Origin of the sequence: Brevibacterium iodinum ATCC 49514, assembly GCF_900169265.1 — a bacterium.
Lineage (GTDB): Bacteria > Actinomycetota > Actinomycetes > Actinomycetales > Brevibacteriaceae > Brevibacterium > Brevibacterium iodinum.
In genome coordinates this window covers 12,630-29,095 of record NZ_FXYX01000027.1, presented here as the reverse complement: position 1 = coordinate 29,095, position 16,466 = coordinate 12,630, and the positions used below count along the sequence as shown (strand labels likewise).

Here is a 16,466-nt window from a genome sequence, read left to right as displayed (position 1 = left end):
CCCGTTCGGGCAGCGATTCAGTACAGTGACACCATGCCTGCATCCCCGCCGTCACCGGCAGCAAGCCGCCTGCGCATCGTCAATTGGGCACTGTGGGACTGGGGTTCGGCATCGTTCAATGCCGTGATCATCACTTTCGTGTTCGCTCCGTATCTGACGAAGTCCGTGGCCGCCACCGAGGAGGCCGGTTCCTCGGCATTGGGCTGGTCGATGGCCGCGGCCGGATTCGTCATCGCCGTCATCGCTCCGGCAGCCGGTACTCGGGCCGACGCCGGGGGTCGGCATCGCCTGTGGCTGGGCGTGCACACCGGAATCGTCGTGCTCACGATGTTCGGCCTGTTCTTCGTCCGCGACTCCCCCGACTATCTCTGGCTGGGTCTTCTGCTCCTGGCCGTCGGCAGCGTTTTCTTCGAGTTCGCCGAGGTGTCGTACAACGGCATCATGGTCCGCATCACCACCCCCGACAACGTCGGCAAGGTCTCCGGATTCGGCTGGGGAATGGGCTACGTCGGAGGTCTGGTCCTCCTCGTCATCCTCCTCGTCCTCGTCATCCAACCCGAGGTGGGCATCCTCGGTGCCAGCGACGTCGACGGACTGAGGTTCCGCATCGTCGCTGTCCTCGCGGCGGTCTGGTTTGCGATCTTCGCGATCCCGGTCCTGTTCTCGGCTCCCGGCGCGAAGGTCAAAGGCACCTCGGGCGGCCACCCGATCCGCGCTTTCGTCTCCGACTATGCGGGCCTTGTGCGTCGTCTGGTCCGGATGTGGTCGACCGAGCATCAGACGCTGCGGTTCTTCATCGCCTCGGCGGTCTTCCGGGACGGTCTGGCCGCGATCTTCTCCTTCGCAGGAGTGCTGGCGGCTGGCAGCTATGGGTTCTCCGCCTCGGAGATCATCATCCTCGGCGTGGCAGCGAACGTCGCCGCCGGTGCCGGGGCGATGATCGCCGGGTGGTTCGACGATCGGCTCGGGCCGAAACCCGTCATCATCGCAGGTCTCATCGTCATCATCGCCGGTGGCCTGCCGATCCTCTTCAGCGCCGAGGCGGCCGTGTTCTGGGCCTGTGCCCTGATCTTGAGCTTCTGCGTCGGTCCGGTCCAGGCGTCGAGCCGGTCGTTCCTGGCCCGCATCACTACGCCGGAGTCGGCAGGGGAGAACTTCGGTCTCTACGCCACGACCGGACGGGCCGTGAGCTTCCTGGGGCCCGCGATGTTCGCTTTGGCGATCACGATCTTCGGCTTCCAGCGGGCAGGAACGCTGGGCATCCTCATCGTTCTGGCAGTTGGTCTGGCGCTCATCATCCCCGTCCGCCCGGACGCCCCGGCCCACTCCATGCAGGCCCGCACAGAGGCTTAGCCCAACCCCGATGCGGAACCCGCGCGCCATTCTGCGGGGGAGGAATGTTGATTTCAGCGGCGAGAATCAACATTCCTCCCCCGCGGAATCGCCCTATGCGAGTTCGCTCGGGTGCGAGTTCGCACGGTTCGCGGCCCAGTCGCGAGCTCGCGATAGGTGTAGTAATGCATTTCTGAAATAAAGTTAGGCGATTGTGACACCAATGTCCGTCCCCGCCGGGGGCCGCCTCGGCGAGGATATCCCTCATCGCCCACTTGTGAGCCTGAACACCGGACCGTACCATTGAAGGAAAGTTACTGAACGATCTATAAGGAGTTCGCATGGACACCCTACTGAATGCAGAAGAGCGCGATTTCGCGCAGCAGATGCGTCAGTTCTACCGCACGGAGATCCCCGAGGAACTCCGCTTCAAGGTTGCCACCGGCCAGGAGCTGAGCAAGGACGACATGGTCACCTCGCAGCGGATCCTCAACGAGCACGGCTACGCCGTGCCGAACTGGCCGGTCGAATGGGGCGGCCAGGACTGGACCCCCGTGCAGCGTCATATCTGGCTCGAAGAGATGCAGCTGGCCTGCGTTCCACAGCCGCTGCCGTTCAACGTCTCCATGGTCGGGCCTGTCATCGCCACCTTCGGCTCGCAGGAGATCAAGGAACGCTTCCTGCCCGCCACCGCGAACATCGACATCTGGTGGTCGCAGGGATTCTCCGAGCCCAACGCTGGTTCGGACCTGGCCTCGCTCAAGACCACCGCGGTGCGCCAGGGTGACAAGTACATCGTCAACGGTCAGAAAACCTGGACGACCCTGGGCCAGTACGGCGACTGGATCTTCAACCTCGTGCGCACCGATCCGGACGTGAAGAAGCAGGCCGGCATCTCCTTCCTGCTCATCGACATGAAGACCCCCGGCGTCACCGTCCGTCCGATCCAGCTCATCGACGGCGGCCATGAGGTCAACGAAGTCTTCTTCGACAATGTCGAGGTGCCCGTCGAGAACCTCGTCGGCGAAGAGAACAAGGGCTGGACCTACGCGAAGTTCCTCCTCGGCAACGAGCGCACCGGGATCGCCCGCATCGGCGGCTCGAAGGTCAATCTGGCCCGTGCCAAGGCCTATGCCGCGGTGACGAAGACCGCTCGCGGTACTCTGCTGGATGACCCCCTGTTCTCCGCTCGTCTGACGAAGATCGAAGCCGAACTCACCGCGCTCGAGATGACTCAGCTGCGGATCCTCTCGACCCAGGCCGCCGGGTCCGACAAGCCGGATCCGCGCTCCTCGGTGCTCAAGCTCAAGGGCTCCCAGCTGCAGGAGGACATCTCCGAGCTCCTCGTCGACGTGCTCGGCCCGCAGGGTCTCGACTTCGTCTCCGACCGCGTGCAGGGCCAGGGTCTGTCCGACCTGCCCAACGGCGCTGTCGACGCTCTGCCCGGCTACTTCAACACCCGCAAGGTCACCATCTACGGCGGTTCGTCCGAGGTGCAGCGCGGAATCATCTCGAAGGCACTGCTCGGTCTCTGAGATACCGACGCTCACTCGATCTCCCAAGAAGGACAACAATGGATCTTGAACTCAACGACATTCAGCAAGAACTCGCCAGTACACTGAACAAGTACCTGCGCAGCGAGTACGACATCGCCAAACGCGAAGAGATCCTTCGCAGCGACGAGGGCATCTCTCGCGAGAAGTGGCAGGCATTCGCCGAGATGGGGCTGCTCGGGCTTGCGATCCCCGAGTCCTACGGCGGCGCGGACATGACTTTCAACGAGGTGGCCGTGGTCGCCGAGGCGTTCGGTCGCTCCCTCGTCCTCGAACCGTTCCTGGCTACCGCCGTCCTCGGTGCCAATGCCGTTCTGCTCGGCGGCAGCGAGGAGCAGAAGCAGGCCATCCTGCCGGGTGTGGCCGAAGGCCAGACTTTCCTCGCTCTCGCAGCGCTCGAACCCGGACTGCGTTACGCGGTCGACGCTCCGCAGACCCAGGTTTCCGGTGCCGACGGCAGCTTCACCCTCACCGGTGAGAAGAACAACGTGCTCGGCGGAGACGTCGCCGACCACTTCGTCGTCACCGCCACGCAGAACGGCGAACTCGGCCTCTACCTCGTCGCCGCCGATGCCGAAGGTCTGACTCGTGTGGCTCAGCGCCAGGCCGATGGCCTGGGCAGCGCGAACCTCAAGCTCGAGGGTGTCGCCGCCCAGCGCCTCGACGCCGCCGATGCCAACGCCGTGCTGTCCGAAGTCCTCGACCTGGGCAACGCCGCAATCATGGCTGAGGCCGTCGGTGCGCTCGAGGCCTCGCTGACGATGACTGCCGAGTACCTGAAGACCCGTGAGCAGTTCGGTGCACCGATCGGTGCGAACCAGGCTCTGCAGCACCGCGCCGCCGACCTCTACGCCGAACTCGAGTACGCGCGCAGCATGGCTCTGTACTCTCGCCTGGCCGTGACCTCCGAGGTTCCCGGTGCCGAGAAAGACCGCCACCGCGACGTCATCGCCGCGAAGATCATCGTCGACCGGGCTGCCCGCAACATCAGCCAGGAGTCGATCCAGATGCACGGCGGCATCGGCATGACCATGGAATACCCCATCGGTCACTACGCCAAGCGCCTGACGGTCATGACCCGCACCTTCGACGACTCGGATTCGCTGACCGCGGAGCTCGCCGAACTCGGCGGACTCATCGAACCCCACGCCGCCGACCTCAGCTGAGGCAGCGGCACTTCAGCGTCGCACGTTCGACCCCGAGCGTGCGGCGCTGCGTCGTCGGGGCCTATCAACGCCCACCAAGGCGGCCGGAGCCCGGCAGCACAGAAGCGCCGAGGCGGCACGATCATCGTCGTGCCGCCTCGGCGCTTCTTCGTCTCAGTATGCCGCTCGGCAACCTCCGTGGCGGCGACTCGGTCCACCGCGCTCCGGCAGAGTTGGATTGTTGGGGCGATCCGCGGTGATCTGAGCGCGGATAACACCGTGGATCGACCCAACAATGCCGTCAACCGCACCTGCGCAAGGAGGACAGGGCATCCTCGGCGTGAACGCGTCCTCCGGCGCAAGGAGGACGGGACTTCCTCAGGGAGACCAAGTCCTCCGCTGCGAGGCCTCCGCTGCCGGCGGCGAACTCAGTTCACGGGCTGGTCGTAGACGTGGCGGCGGATCCAGGAGTGCATGGTGATCGCGGCGGCGGCTGCGGCGTTCATCGACCGCGTCGACCCGTACTGCGCGATCGAGAGCACGTCCCGGCTCGCCTGATGCGCTTCCTCGCTCAGTCCCGGCCCTTCCTGCCCGAACAGCAGCAGGCAGCGCCGAGGCAGGTCGTAGGTCTCCAGCGGCACGGAGTCCGGGAAGTTGTCGATACCCAGCAGCGGCACGTCGTTCTCGGCGCACCAGCTGAGCAGGTCGTCCACACTCGGATGGTGGATGATATGCTGGTACTTGTCGGTGACCATCGCTCCGCGCCGGTTCCAGCGGCGTTTGCCGACGATGTGCACGGCGGCGGCGTTGAAGGCGTTGGCGGTGCGCACGACCGAACCGATGTTGAGATCGTGCTGCCAGTTCTCGACTCCGACGTGGAAGTCGTGCCGCGAATCATCGAGATCGGCCACGATCGCATCGTGCTTCCAATACCGATACTTGTCGACGACATTGCGCCGATCGCCCTCAGCCAGCAGCTCCGGATCGAAGTGCTCGCCCACAGGCCAGGGGCCGGTCCACGGACCGACCCCCACCTGCGGTTCAGCGCTTTCGGTCACTTGTCGTCGCGGGAATCATCCGCCGACTTCGCGTCGTCCGCCGACTTCGCGTCCTTGTCCTCGTCCGCTTCGTCCGTATCGTCCGAATCGGCATCATCGGCGCTCGAGTCCGACTTCGCAGATCCCTTCGCCGAGGTGGCGGCACCGACCTTCTGCGCGCGCTTGCTCATCTTCACGGTCTTGCCGCCGCGTCCGCCTCCGGACAGCACCGAGCGCACGTACGCGCCCGAGGCCAGAGCATGGAGGATGACGGCGAGGACCAGAGCGATGCCGGCGGCGACGAGGCCCTCCCACCACTCGGCCTGACCGGCGAAGGAGCGGCCGGCGATGCCCAGCGGCGAGGTGAACGGCGTCCACGACAGCACCTTCGCGACGGTGCCCGAGGGTCCGATGAGGACCGGAGCGAAGAAGCCCGCCACGGTGATGACGCCGATGATCGTGAGGAAGGTGGCGCGAGCCTTGGAGCCGACGACGGTCGAAGCCCAGACGAGCAGCGCGAACACGGACCAGGCGGTGAGCAGCAGGGCCAGCGCGAACCAGCCGAGGCCCGGCAGCATGGCGAACGCCAGAGACGTCTTGCCCGACAGCGAGAGTCCGAGCTCGGTGATGACGGCTGCTGCGACGAGGTGGACGATGACCAGGGTCAGCATGCCCGTGATCCGACCCGAGGCCGAGGCGCGAGGCGGGATCGTGGCTGCGATGATCTCGGTGATCCGGTTGCGCTTCTCCAAGCGCAGGTTCTGATACAGCGCAGTCCCCAGAGTGGCGACGACGAGCAGCGACAGCGCGACCATCCCCCACAGCAGCGGGGTGGCCACGGCACCGTCGACGGCCGGGGTCTCGAGCAGCGTCGCCTCGGTCTTCGGCGCAAGCTTCTCGAGCAGGGCATCGGGCTGCTTGTCGAGGGCGATGATCGTCGGCTGTCCCTGACCGCTCGGGTCCTGGATGAATGCGGCGTCGACTTTGCCCTCACGCACGAGCTTCTCGGCGGCGGGGGCGTCCTTGGCGTCGGTGATCTTCACACCCAACTGCTGTTCGTACATCGCCGCCTGCTCGCCGACTCCGACCATCGCCATGGTCGGGGTGCCCGAGTCCTTCTGCACGTCGGCGACGATTCCGGAGATGATCGCGGCCAGCACGCCGAGGATGATCACGGCGGCCGTGACCAGGAAGTAGGGGCTGCGCATGGCCGTGGTGGACTCACGGTTCGAGACGAGCCATGCGGCCTGACGGTTGCCGACATCGACGAATTCGGAGACCAGCCCGGTCTCCGGCAGCTCATCGGGGTCGGGGGTGTCCTCGGCGAGTTCGAAGGGAACATCGTCGAGTCCGGCGGTGGCGCCGGACTCGGCCGTTTCCTTCGCGGCTGGAGCCTTCGCGTCGGTGTCCTTCTTCGCCGAGGCGGCCGACTCCTTGGTCGCACCGGCGGCGGTCGCCTCGTCGTCCGAGTCGACCTCCTCGGCGGTGGTCTCGTCTTCGATCACATCGTCGTCGACGGGCACACCGAGGTCGTCGATGCCTTCGCCGGCCGTGCCCTTGAACACGAGCGGTTCCGGGGACTCGTCATTCGCACCATTGTCTTTGCGCGCCATTACAGAGCCTCCTTGTACTGCTCGGCCAGTGTCGGGCGGACACTTTCGAAGTTCTTCACATTCTTCAGCTCGGCCACGGCAGCCGCGGCTGACTTCGCATCATTCGCGCGGAAGCTCACCGCAGAGCCCTCGCGTCCGGCGGTCTTCACATCGCTGATTCCCGTTCGGGATTTCAGCGCCGAGGCGGCCGCCTCGGTGTCCGTAGACTCGACGCGGTAGTGCGGGTCACCGAGCAGCTTCTCGACGCTGCCCGAGGCGGTCACCTTCCCCTGGTTCAGGATGACAACGTCATCGGCGAACGTCTGTGCGGCCTCCCAGTCGTCGGTGGCCAGGATGACAGGCACTCCCGAGGATGCATGGGCCCGGAGCAGGGACATGACGAGGCGCAGCGAGGCGGCGTCGAGGCCCGCGAAGGCATCGTCGATGACGACGACGTCCGGGTCCGCGGCGAGCGTCGCGGCGATGTCGACGCGGGCGATCTCGGCGCCGGAGAGGTTCTTCAACGGTGCGTAGCCGCGGTCGGCGAGCTCGAGATGGCCGAGCAGGGTCAGCGCATTCCGTTCGGCCGCACCCAGGGTGATCCCGTGCAGGCGGGCGAGGTAGACGATCTGGTCGAGCACGCGCATGTTCGGGTATCCGCCGCGCTCGGCGGGCAGGTATCCGAAGTTCTGCCGATCACCGAAGTCGAGTTCGAAGTCCTCGAGTTCGACGCTGCCCTCGTCGGCGGAGATCAGGCCCATGATGACGCGCACGAGTTCGGTGCGGCCCGCCGACCGGGTTCCCACGATCGCGGTGATCCGGCCCGCCTCGGCGGTGAAACTCACCTCGTCCAGATATGTCCGCTTCCCTTTGCGGAGGGAAACCTCTTTCAGTGTGAGCACGCGTCATCCTTACTGTTGCATCAGGCAATACTGTGGGAGTGTCTCATCTATCGTGTTGAAATCAGAGACGTGTTTCAAACCGGGCCTGTGATTTCGACCGAATTGCCAGTCGAGTCCCAGGTCGTGTTCGGTGGGTTTGTTCTCGCCGAGGCCGGTCGGGGCTAAGCATCAACCCGCCGAGGCGGTGCCCCGTCAGTCGAGTTCGAGGTCAGTCGAGGCCGAGATCCGCGGTCGTCAGCGCGGTCAGGTACGGAATTCCCGTGGCTTCGACCCGTTCCTTGGCGCCGGTGTCGCGGTCCATGACCACGGCCACGGCGACCACCTCGGCGCCGGCTTCCTTGAGCGCTTCGACGGCGGTGAGCACGGAACCTCCCGTGGTCGACGTATCCTCGACGGCGACGACGCGCTTGCCGGCGACGTCGGGGCCTTCGACGCGACGGGACATTCCGTGCTTCTTCGCCTCTTTGCGCACGACGAAGGAGTCGAGCGGGGTGCCGCGCACCACAGACCGGTGCATGACGGCGGTGCCGACCGGGTCGGCGCCCATCGTCAGGCCGCCGACGGCATCGACCTTGTCGAGCAGATCATGAGCCTCGAGGAGGTCGAGGACGACATCGCCGACGAGCGGTGCCGAGCGGTGATCGAGAGTGACCCGACGCAGGTCGAGGTAGTAGTCGGCCTCCTTGCCGGAGGAGAGGGTCACCCTGCCGCGCACCACGGCGAGTTCGTCGATGAGGTCGAGCAGTTGTCGGCGAGTGTCAGCGCTGTCGGTCATGGTCTCCAGTCTAATGCGCGGGTTTCGGGCGACCGTTCAGCGCCGTCTCAGCGACGGCGGCGGATGCGGACGTGACAGACGGCACAGATCTGGAGCGTGAGGATTTCGTCGCGCCTGCGCCTGTACCGACGCTATAAAGAATCAACACACCTTTGGACTCTCGACTACAGTGAGTTGTAGAGTGTCAACAACACCGCGCAACCCAGCCGGTCAAGTGCTTTCAGGAAGGACGTGAGCAACATGGGTTTCATCGCATATCTCATCCTCGGACTCATCGCCGGAGCCATCGCCAAGGCGATCCTGCCCGGTAAACAGGGCGGCGGCTTCTTCGCCACACTGATCCTCGGCGTGATCGGAGCCATGCTGGGCGGTTGGCTCGGCGGCATGATTTTCGGCGCCCAGATGGATAAGTTCTTCTCGCTGTCGTCGTGGCTCTGCGCGATCGGCGGTTCGCTGATCGTGCTCATCATCTGGGGCCTCATCACCGGACGCTCGAAGAGCAAGGCCGACTGAGCTCCTGCAGCACAGAAAGAGGTGGACAGCCCAAGTTTGAAACTGGGCTGTCCACCTCTTTCTGTGCCCGCAGCAAGTGAACTCGCTTCAGTCACGGCCGAAGCGAGTATGTGGAACACCCTTCTCTGAAATGCCCAGTTTCCTCATTGGGCAATTGAGAGCAAGGTGTATCGAAAGCGGAATCCGCTGGGATTCGGGGCCTTCCGCAGGACCACGACCGACCCGCACAAGACCGCTGCCGCACCGCCACTGACCGAGCAACCACAGACGGTGCCGTGGATGTCGATCTCCCCGCTGGGGCCGTCGACCGCAGCCTGCAGGTCGACGGCGATGACGACGAAGAGCTCATCGACGATCTCGGACACGCGCTGACTGTCGTCGAGATGCGCATCGATCCGGACGTTGAGGCCCTCACGGGTTCGTCAGACCTCGACGGCGCTGCCCTCCGGCTCGCCCGCAGGGGTCAGATTCACGCTGCGGGCGCGGACCCCGGACACTGCGTCGACGGCCTCGCGGATGGTTCCGCAACCGCCATCGTCGAGGGCGTGGAAGCATGGGTATATGCTCGAGCGCCGGCGTGCCTCGACGGACCGTTCGACCGGGGCGGCATCGTCGACGCGATGGCCCAGATCCTCCGGCACTATCGGGTGCGGCCGCCGCGAAACACTGCTGTGAATGACAAGAACCCCGGGGCGCGTAATCGCGACATCCCGGGGTCCTCGCAGCACTCCCCTCGAGTACCCGGACGCATCCCCATACGTCCGTTATGTCCACCCGATCCCCACCGGGCGAACACATTAATTTGACCACACTTTCGTATCGCTTGTAAAGAATCTCACGCGCCGTCTTGAATCCTGACGGGCCCTATAGCATAGAAGCGATCAGAATAAAACCCCTGGTCACAGGCTCAACTGCAGGTAGTTCAATCCTCAACTCAGTTGTGCCGCCCCCGCTGAAAATTGCATATAGGTCACATCCCACGTCGCGCACACGACCCCGGTTCTATGACCGCCGGCGCATCTTGCGAGACCCGACTCAGCGATCACCGGTGCAAAGCGATCACCGCTGGCGCACGTCATGCCGACGAGGCCACGTGACGAATCCCGACTCAGCGATCGCGGGTGCGGGCGAAGGAGAATCCCGTCGATCCCCAGCGCATGAGCGGACGCGGCACCAGGGGAGCCACGAGCACAGCAACCCGATACCCCCACCCCGGCACAGAGACGACCGTCCCCGCCCGCGCATCACGCAGCGACTTCCGCACCACCTGATCGACGCTGAGCCAGATCAGGCCGGGTCCCGGACGCTCCACGCCGAGGCGGCTGTGGAATTCCGTCCGGATGAAGCCGGGCAGAACGGCGGTGACCGTCACCGGGCTGTCTCTGAGCTCCCCGGCGAGCGCCTCGGTGAACACCAGAGTCGAGGCCTTCGACGCGGCATACTGTCCCATCGTCGTCACCGCTGCCAGCGATGAGACGTTGATGATCCCTCCGCGACCGCGGGCCTGCATGCGCCGGGCCGCCGCCAGCGACAGCTCCCTAACCGCCCCGGCGAGCACCCGATCGAGCGCATCGAGCTCAGCAGCATCGGTATCCAGCAGCGTCCCGCGCAGCCCGAAGCCGGCATTGTTGATGAGCACATCGATCGGCTGCGTCGCGATGATCTCGTTGACCGCGTCGATACCGTCACGGGTAGACAGATCGGCCACGGCCACCTCGGTGTGGATATTCTGCGAGGTTCGCAGCTGCTCGGCCAGCTCACTCAGCCGGGCCTCATCCCGGGCGACCAGGACGAGGTCGTAGCCCTCGGCGGCCAGGGTGCGGGCATAGCCGCGCCCCAGCCCGGAGCTCGCCCCGGTGATGAGGGCACGCGGCCGCGGATTCATACCGCGCCTTGGCCTCGACGAACGGTCAGGGACTGCACTGCTGTGCCGATGGGACCGTCGACATCGCTGAGCACGCTCGTCGTCTGCCCCAGCCCGGTCGGCCCGAAGGCCACCTTGGTGTCGAAGCCGACCCAGCCGAGCTCGGGCACGCGAGTGAGGTGGATGGAGAGGTCGACGTTCGGGAAGAACGTCGTCTTCGGATCCTCACGGACTGCCAGGCCATTGGCGGTGTCGACGAACTTCACAAAAGCCGCGGTCGGCGGATCGATCTCACCGTCGACGAGAGGGTAGGGACTGCGCACCCAGGACCGTGCATAGCCGGGATGGGCGTCCGCATCCTGGCGCCCCTCAAGAGACGCGATGTAGCCGCCGCCCCAACGGTTGGTGAAAGGGATCTCGGGCACTTCGGACACGGACGGCATCGCCGGCCATTCATCGCCGGCGACCGCCTCGGTGTCGGAGGCCTGCAGTCTCCACACCCGAGCGGTCACGCTGGTGCGATCGCCATGGCGCATCCGGGCCTCGACGAGTTCGATGGTCCGTCCCGGACGGACGACGTCGACATCGATAGTGAACTCGCCGGAGTGGATGACGCCGAGGACGTCGAAGGTCACCCGGGAGATGAGCTTGTCGCTGGGCAGTCGACGTTCGATCTCGGCGAGCACTATCCCCGAGGCGGGCGCGAGATGCTGCTCCCCGGGCTGCCATGCGCCCTGGCTGTGCAGAGTCGAGACGAGGCGGTCCTCAGACAGCCGCACATAGTAGGAATTCGGGTAGGCGGCACCGTCGTGGCCGAGGTGTTCATTGGGAGCTTCAGGCATGGTCCCGATCCTATCGAGCCGTCGACACCGTGATCGGCCCAGGGGCGGTGCGCGCCCCCTCACGTGCGGCTCCGGCAGATCCTCGCCGAGGCGACCCACCCGAGCAGTCAACACCCCGCTTTCACCTCCGGCGCGGACGGCTTAGGGTGGGAAGGTGAGAATCGCTACGTGGAATGTGAACTCGATCCGTGCCCGCCACGACCGCATCGGGGCCTGGCTGGATCGTTCGGATGTCGATGTCCTGGCCATCCAGGAACTCAAGTGCAAGGACTCGCAGTTCCCCGAGGAGCTGTTCACCGAGCGCGGCTACGAGGTCAGCTATCACGGCCTCAACCAGTGGAACGGTGTCGCCATCGCCTCGCGCGTCGGACTGGCCGACACCGAGATCGGGTTCAAGGACATCCCTGCCTTCGGTTCGGAAGAACCCGTCGTCGAAGCCCGGTCGCTGTCGGTGACCTGCAACGATGTACGCGTCTATTCGCTCTATGTGCCCAACGGCCGCGAACTCGACCACCCGCACTACGGCTACAAGTTGGAGTGGTACAAGGCGCTGACGGCCGATATCGCCGCCCAGCTGAGCGCCGAACCGGAGAAGAAGCTCGTCCTCTGCGGTGACTTCAACGTCGCTCCGCTCGACGAGGACGTCTGGGACATGGCCGAGTTCGACGGCGCCACCCACGTCTCCGATGCCGAGCGTGCCGCTTTCGATGATCTTCTTGGCGCGGGCCTGAGCGAAGTCACCCGCCAGTTCACGCCCGGACCCGGCGTCTACACCTTCTGGGACTACCAGAAGCTGCGCTTCCCGAAGAAGCAGGGCATGCGCATCGACTTCCAGCTCGCCTCGCAGGCGCTGGCGAAGACAGCGACCGCAGGCGAGATCGACCGTGAGGAGCGCAAGGGCAAAGGCGCGTCCGATCACGCTCCCGTCATCGTCGACTACGACGTCTGAGGCTTCCCGCCTCGGTGATTTCGGACTGTCGTCTCACCTTTCGGCGCCCCGGCGCAACTTCAGCGTCGAAGCCATAGACATCCTCGGCGTCTTCTGGTGAAGTTGAATCAGGAGCTAGGAAGGTGACGAGGATGTCAGCAACTGTCCGCGAATTGGTCGACGAAGCCTACGACCGGCGTGAATCCACCTGGAGAGCCGCCCTCGAGACGGTCAATGACTGGGTCGAGTCCGTCCGCGCTCCATCCGCACTGCTCTCCGGGGATCGAGTGCGCGTCGTCGACGGTCGGATCAAGGATCGGCTGCGCACCGGCGAGAAGCTGCGCCGCAAGCTCGCCGATGCCAACGACGAGATCCACGAATCCGTCGAGGTCGAGAACCAGGTCATCGATGTCGTCGGCGCCCGAGTCATCTGCCGCACCGAACGCGAACAGTCGGCCCTGTGGGACCTGCTCACCGAGGTGAGCGACGATACGAACCTCTCTATCGCCGAGGTGCGTGACTATTCCGCGACCCCGAAACCCTCTGGGTACCGCGGCCGCCACCTCCTCGTCGAGGTTCCCTTCGATTCCGAGCCTTCCGTCCTCGTCGAACTCCAGCTGCGCACGATCATGCAGGATGCGTGGTGCGTGCTCGCCGAGGAGCACCTGTTCAAACCCGGGCAGGCCCTGAAATCCGATGCCCAGCAGGAACGGCTGTCGGTCATCCTCGCCGGACTCATCGCGCAGGCCGATTCCGTGGCCGGCTACATCGCCGATGACGTCGGCGCGTATCTGGGCATGGGCAATTCCGCCCCGCCCCGAGCCTTCGCAGAGGCGGACGAACCGACCGATCCGGCCATCGAGGTCACGATCCGCGAACTCAACCACTCCTATGTCCTCGCCGCCGACGAGGTGGGCCGCCACGGCATCATCCGCTTGGAGACGCTCGGACTGACCCCCGACAACCCGGAGCGCTCGGCGTTCCCCCATCCGGGCGACAAGCTGCAGGTGCGCATGGACGAGTCGAACAACACGCGCTACTTCATTCCCGTCGGCCACGACCGCTGAACGGCGGCGCATCAGCCCGGACAGGCTTCGCCCAGTCGCGTTCGACGCATCTGACCCCGACGCCACAGACCCGCCTGCGGACCCGTCAGCCCAGCATCCGCTGCACCGACTAGACTTGCGTCCCATGGGAAAGAAGTCGAAGCGCTCCAAGGAAGAACTCATCGCCAAACGCCTCGCCAGGGCGCAGGCCACGGCATTCGTCGCACGTCCGTTCGCGGACCTGCCGTTCGAGGCCGACCTCATCTGCCTGCGTGAGCTCGTACCCGCGGCCACCGCAACCGCGAAGCTCACCGAGGAATTCGGCGGCCACGAGGTGACCATCACGTCCCTGCTGCCCGCCGCATGGCAGGCCTGGCGTCGCGACGACGGTGAGATCCTGGCCGGAATGCAGGTGCCCGTATCCTCGACCGATGCCTCCCGCGACGTCGCCCGAGGTCTGCTGGCCGCCGTCGACGCCGAGCCCGGCACCTCCATCGAGGCGACCACCGAACCCGGCGAGGGCCCGCGTCTGCAGGACATCCTCGACACCTCGCACCCGTTCGACGTCCGCGTGCTCGAGAACTTCGACTACTGGGCCCTGCCCGAAGCCGAGTCCGATGCCGACGTCGCCGCCGCCCTTCAGCAGGCCAACGACTCCGTGGCCCCGACCGAGAAGCTCACATCCGTCGACTCCGCCTACTGGACCGAGATGTCCGGCCGCACCTACGTCCGCTGGGCCCGCCCCGAAGGTGAGGACCGCGTCGTCGATGCGATGGCCCGCCTGCAGGCCGAGAACGCCAACGACCTCGGCGGAATCGGCTCCTTCCTCGGCTACTTCCGCGCCCACGGCATCATCGTCCCCGTCTGGGAACTCGAGTTCGGCACCCAGGTCGACGACGTCGAAGAGCCCATCGCCGCATTCGGCAAGCACCTCGACGAAGCGCTGAACACGACCGAGCCGATGAGCACCGAGGCCCGCCGCGTCCGCTCGGGCATCGTGTCCCGCCAGCTGACCATCCACTGATATCCGTCGCCCCATCACCGAGGCGGGACCCGGGAACGGTGCCCCGCCTCGGTGCCGGTGACGGACAGGAGAACCGACATGAGCGCACAGCCGCACCCCGCCCCCGAGGCGGTCGCCGCCATCATCCCCGCGATGAACGAATCCCAGCGGATCGGTGCCACCGTCGCTGCGGCCAAGCAGATCCCCGGGGTCGACATGGTCCTGGTCGTCGACGACGGATCGGTCGATGACACGGGAACCCTGGCCCGCCGGGCCGGCGCCGAGGTCATCACCCACCCGAAGAATAAGGGCAAGGCTGCGGCCATGATGACCGGAGCCTTCGCTTTGCGCAATCGGGAGATCTCCGACGCCGATCCGGGCGTCGACCCGCACCACCGGGCGCTGCTGTTCATCGACGGCGACCTCGAGGGCTCAGCGATGAACACCGCTCCCCTGGCCGAGCCTGTACTCGCTGGTCGGGCCGACATGACGATCGCAATCCTGCCCGCGCAGAAGCGCAAGGGCGGAGGCTTCGGCTTCGTCGTCGGTCTGGCGAAGAAGGGCATCGCCGAGCTCTCCGGATTCGAAGCCACCCAGCCCCTGTCGGGCATGCGCTGCCTGTCGAGAGAGGCCTTCGACGCGGCCCTGCCGTTCGCCGCAGGCTGGGGCGTCGAGGCGGCCATGACCATCGACGTCGTCAATGCCGGCCTGCGCGTGGAAGAGGTCGAATGCGACCTCCACCACCGCGTCACCGGTCGTGATCTGAAAGCGCAGCTGCACCGCGCTGCACAGTATCGCGACGTCGCCCGCGCCATCCTCGTCCGCCGCCTCCGCGCGAAGCGGAATGGCGGGACGCCAGGCGGCGCCTCCTCCGCCCCCGCCGATTCCGGGTCTTCCGCATCCACGCAGAATTCCTCCGATCCACACAAGGAGACCGGCAAGTGAGCCTCAACCGTTTCGCGTACCTCGGCCCTGAGGCCACTTTCACCGAGGCGGCCCTGCTCAGCTTCCTCGACTCCCGGAACCTGCGCGCCGAGGCCACGACGCACCCGATGCGCAATGCCCCCTCGGCGCTCGACGCGGTGCTCGAGGGCGACTGCGATGCCGCGGTCGTGCCGATCGAGAACTCCCTGGAAGGCGGTGTGCCCGCCACGATCGATGCGCTGACCGAGAACGGGCGTCTGCAGATCATCGCCGAGGTGGTCGTGCCCGTCCGCTTCGTCCTCGCCGTCAAACCCGGCACCACCAGGGAGGAGATCTCCTCCTTCGGTTCGCACCCGCACGGCGAGGCACAGGTGCGGGCGTTCATGAACGAGAACTTCCCCGAAGCCGTCTACCTGCCGACGTCCTCGACTGCCGCGGCCGCCAGGGATCTGGCCAATGACGCCGGTGACCACATGGCTGCCGCCTGCCCGGCCCTGGCCGCTCAGCGCTACGGACTCGAGATCGTCGCCGAGGACATCGGCGACCGCAAAGACGCCGTCACCCGATTCGTCGTGGTCACCCGCCCGGGTCCTCTGCCCGCTCCGACAGGGGCCGACAAGACGACCATCGTCGCGGCCCTGCGTTCGGACCGGGCGGGTTCGCTGCTCGAACTGCTCGAACAGTTCTCCAGCCGCGGGATCAACATGTCTCGCATCGAATCCCGGCCGACCGGTGACGGGTTGGGCCTCTACCAGTTTTCCATCGATCTGCTCGGACACATCCATGAGGCACGGATGGCCGAGGCCCTGCAGGGTGTCCACCGGGCGGCCCTCAAGCTGCACTTCCTCGGCAGCTACCCGAGCTCCGACGGAGCAGTGGTGCCGATCGACCCGACGACGACGGACGAGTCCTTCGCCGCAGCCGCCGACTGGCTGGAACGCACCCTCGAAGGCTGATCGACACCGACCGAAATTGCGCCTGACTTCGGACCAGCTGCCCCTCGTCTCACC

The 16,466-nt window shown here is 65.9% G+C and carries 16 protein-coding genes; 10 read left to right on the top strand and 6 right to left on the bottom strand.

The window, feature by feature from the left end; genetic code table 11:
• Nucleotides 1-33 precede the first annotated feature (33 nt).
• From BI49514_RS14470 to BI49514_RS14460, 3 genes are all read left to right on the top strand, one after another.
• Nucleotides 34-1,353, top strand: a complete 1,320-nt coding sequence (locus BI49514_RS14470) for an MFS transporter (RefSeq protein WP_101547175.1) — start codon at nucleotides 34-36, stop codon at nucleotides 1,351-1,353.
• A 320-nt stretch (nucleotides 1,354-1,673) separates the two neighbouring features.
• Complete coding sequence (locus BI49514_RS14465) at nucleotides 1,674-2,867, top strand: acyl-CoA dehydrogenase family protein (protein WP_101547174.1); 1,194 nt, start codon at nucleotides 1,674-1,676, stop codon at nucleotides 2,865-2,867.
• 38 nt (nucleotides 2,868-2,905) lie between these two features.
• On the top strand, nucleotides 2,906-4,051 hold the full coding sequence (locus tag BI49514_RS14460) for an acyl-CoA dehydrogenase family protein (RefSeq protein WP_101547173.1): 1,146 nt from the start codon (nucleotides 2,906-2,908) through the stop codon (nucleotides 4,049-4,051).
• Between the two features lie 407 nt (nucleotides 4,052-4,458).
• Here the strand turns inward: BI49514_RS14460 and BI49514_RS14455 are convergent, their stop codons facing one another.
• From BI49514_RS14455 to pyrE, 4 genes are all read right to left on the bottom strand, one after another.
• Nucleotides 4,459-5,088: a TrmH family RNA methyltransferase gene (locus BI49514_RS14455; RefSeq protein ID WP_101547172.1), complete on the bottom strand. Its 630-nt coding sequence runs from the start codon at nucleotides 5,086-5,088 to the stop codon at nucleotides 4,459-4,461.
• Complete coding sequence (locus BI49514_RS14450; protein ID WP_167443984.1) at nucleotides 5,085-6,680, bottom strand: ABC transporter permease; 1,596 nt, start codon at nucleotides 6,678-6,680, stop codon at nucleotides 5,085-5,087. The genes BI49514_RS14455 and BI49514_RS14450 overlap by 4 nt, the downstream gene beginning before the upstream one ends.
• Nucleotides 6,680-7,561 (bottom strand): ABC transporter ATP-binding protein, encoded by an 882-nt coding sequence (locus BI49514_RS14445; RefSeq protein ID WP_101547171.1) that lies wholly within the window; start codon nucleotides 7,559-7,561, stop codon nucleotides 6,680-6,682. Before BI49514_RS14445 ends, BI49514_RS14450 begins: the two co-directional genes overlap by 1 nt.
• Before the next feature lie 208 nt (nucleotides 7,562-7,769).
• Nucleotides 7,770-8,336: an orotate phosphoribosyltransferase gene (pyrE, locus tag BI49514_RS14440; RefSeq protein ID WP_062862586.1), complete on the bottom strand. Its 567-nt coding sequence runs from the start codon at nucleotides 8,334-8,336 to the stop codon at nucleotides 7,770-7,772.
• A 240-nt stretch (nucleotides 8,337-8,576) separates the two neighbouring features.
• Here pyrE and BI49514_RS14435 point away from each other — a divergent pair, with 240 nt between their 5' ends.
• Together BI49514_RS14435 and BI49514_RS16600 are read left to right on the top strand one after the other, a co-directional pair.
• On the top strand, nucleotides 8,577-8,849 hold the full coding sequence (locus BI49514_RS14435) for a GlsB/YeaQ/YmgE family stress response membrane protein (protein WP_101547170.1): 273 nt from the start codon (nucleotides 8,577-8,579) through the stop codon (nucleotides 8,847-8,849).
• A gap of 275 nt (nucleotides 8,850-9,124) precedes the next feature.
• Nucleotides 9,125-9,655: a hypothetical protein gene (locus BI49514_RS16600; protein ID WP_167443985.1), complete on the top strand. Its 531-nt coding sequence runs from the start codon at nucleotides 9,125-9,127 to the stop codon at nucleotides 9,653-9,655.
• Nucleotides 9,656-9,957: 302 nt separating this feature from the next.
• On the opposite strand, the gene BI49514_RS14420 is transcribed toward BI49514_RS16600, so the two are convergent.
• Nucleotides 9,958-10,734: an SDR family NAD(P)-dependent oxidoreductase gene (locus tag BI49514_RS14420; protein ID WP_101547167.1), complete on the bottom strand. Its 777-nt coding sequence runs from the start codon at nucleotides 10,732-10,734 to the stop codon at nucleotides 9,958-9,960.
• Nucleotides 10,731-11,555, bottom strand: a complete 825-nt coding sequence (locus BI49514_RS14415; protein WP_101547166.1) for a thioesterase family protein — start codon at nucleotides 11,553-11,555, stop codon at nucleotides 10,731-10,733. The genes BI49514_RS14420 and BI49514_RS14415 overlap by 4 nt, the downstream gene beginning before the upstream one ends.
• A gap of 154 nt (nucleotides 11,556-11,709) precedes the next feature.
• On the opposite strand from BI49514_RS14415, the gene BI49514_RS14410 reads away from it, so the two are divergent.
• From BI49514_RS14410 to pheA, 5 genes are all read left to right on the top strand, one after another.
• Nucleotides 11,710-12,504, top strand: a complete 795-nt coding sequence (locus BI49514_RS14410) for an exodeoxyribonuclease III (RefSeq protein ID WP_101547165.1) — start codon at nucleotides 11,710-11,712, stop codon at nucleotides 12,502-12,504.
• Between the two features lie 131 nt (nucleotides 12,505-12,635).
• The gene (locus BI49514_RS14405; protein ID WP_101547164.1) at nucleotides 12,636-13,550 is read left to right on the top strand and encodes a GTP pyrophosphokinase; all 915 of its coding nucleotides are present in this window, start codon (nucleotides 12,636-12,638) and stop codon (nucleotides 13,548-13,550) included.
• Nucleotides 13,551-13,674: 124 nt separating this feature from the next.
• Entirely contained in the window at nucleotides 13,675-14,553 is an 879-nt protein-coding gene (locus tag BI49514_RS14400) for a DUF5926 family protein (RefSeq protein WP_101547163.1), read from the top strand.
• A gap of 78 nt (nucleotides 14,554-14,631) precedes the next feature.
• Nucleotides 14,632-15,477, top strand: coding sequence for a glycosyltransferase family 2 protein (locus tag BI49514_RS14395; RefSeq protein ID WP_101547162.1), 846 nt, complete (start codon nucleotides 14,632-14,634; stop codon nucleotides 15,475-15,477).
• Nucleotides 15,474-16,412, top strand: a complete 939-nt coding sequence (gene pheA, locus BI49514_RS14390) for a prephenate dehydratase (protein ID WP_101547161.1) — start codon at nucleotides 15,474-15,476, stop codon at nucleotides 16,410-16,412. The genes BI49514_RS14395 and pheA overlap by 4 nt, the downstream gene beginning before the upstream one ends.
• The last annotated feature ends 54 nt before the right edge of the window (nucleotides 16,413-16,466 follow it).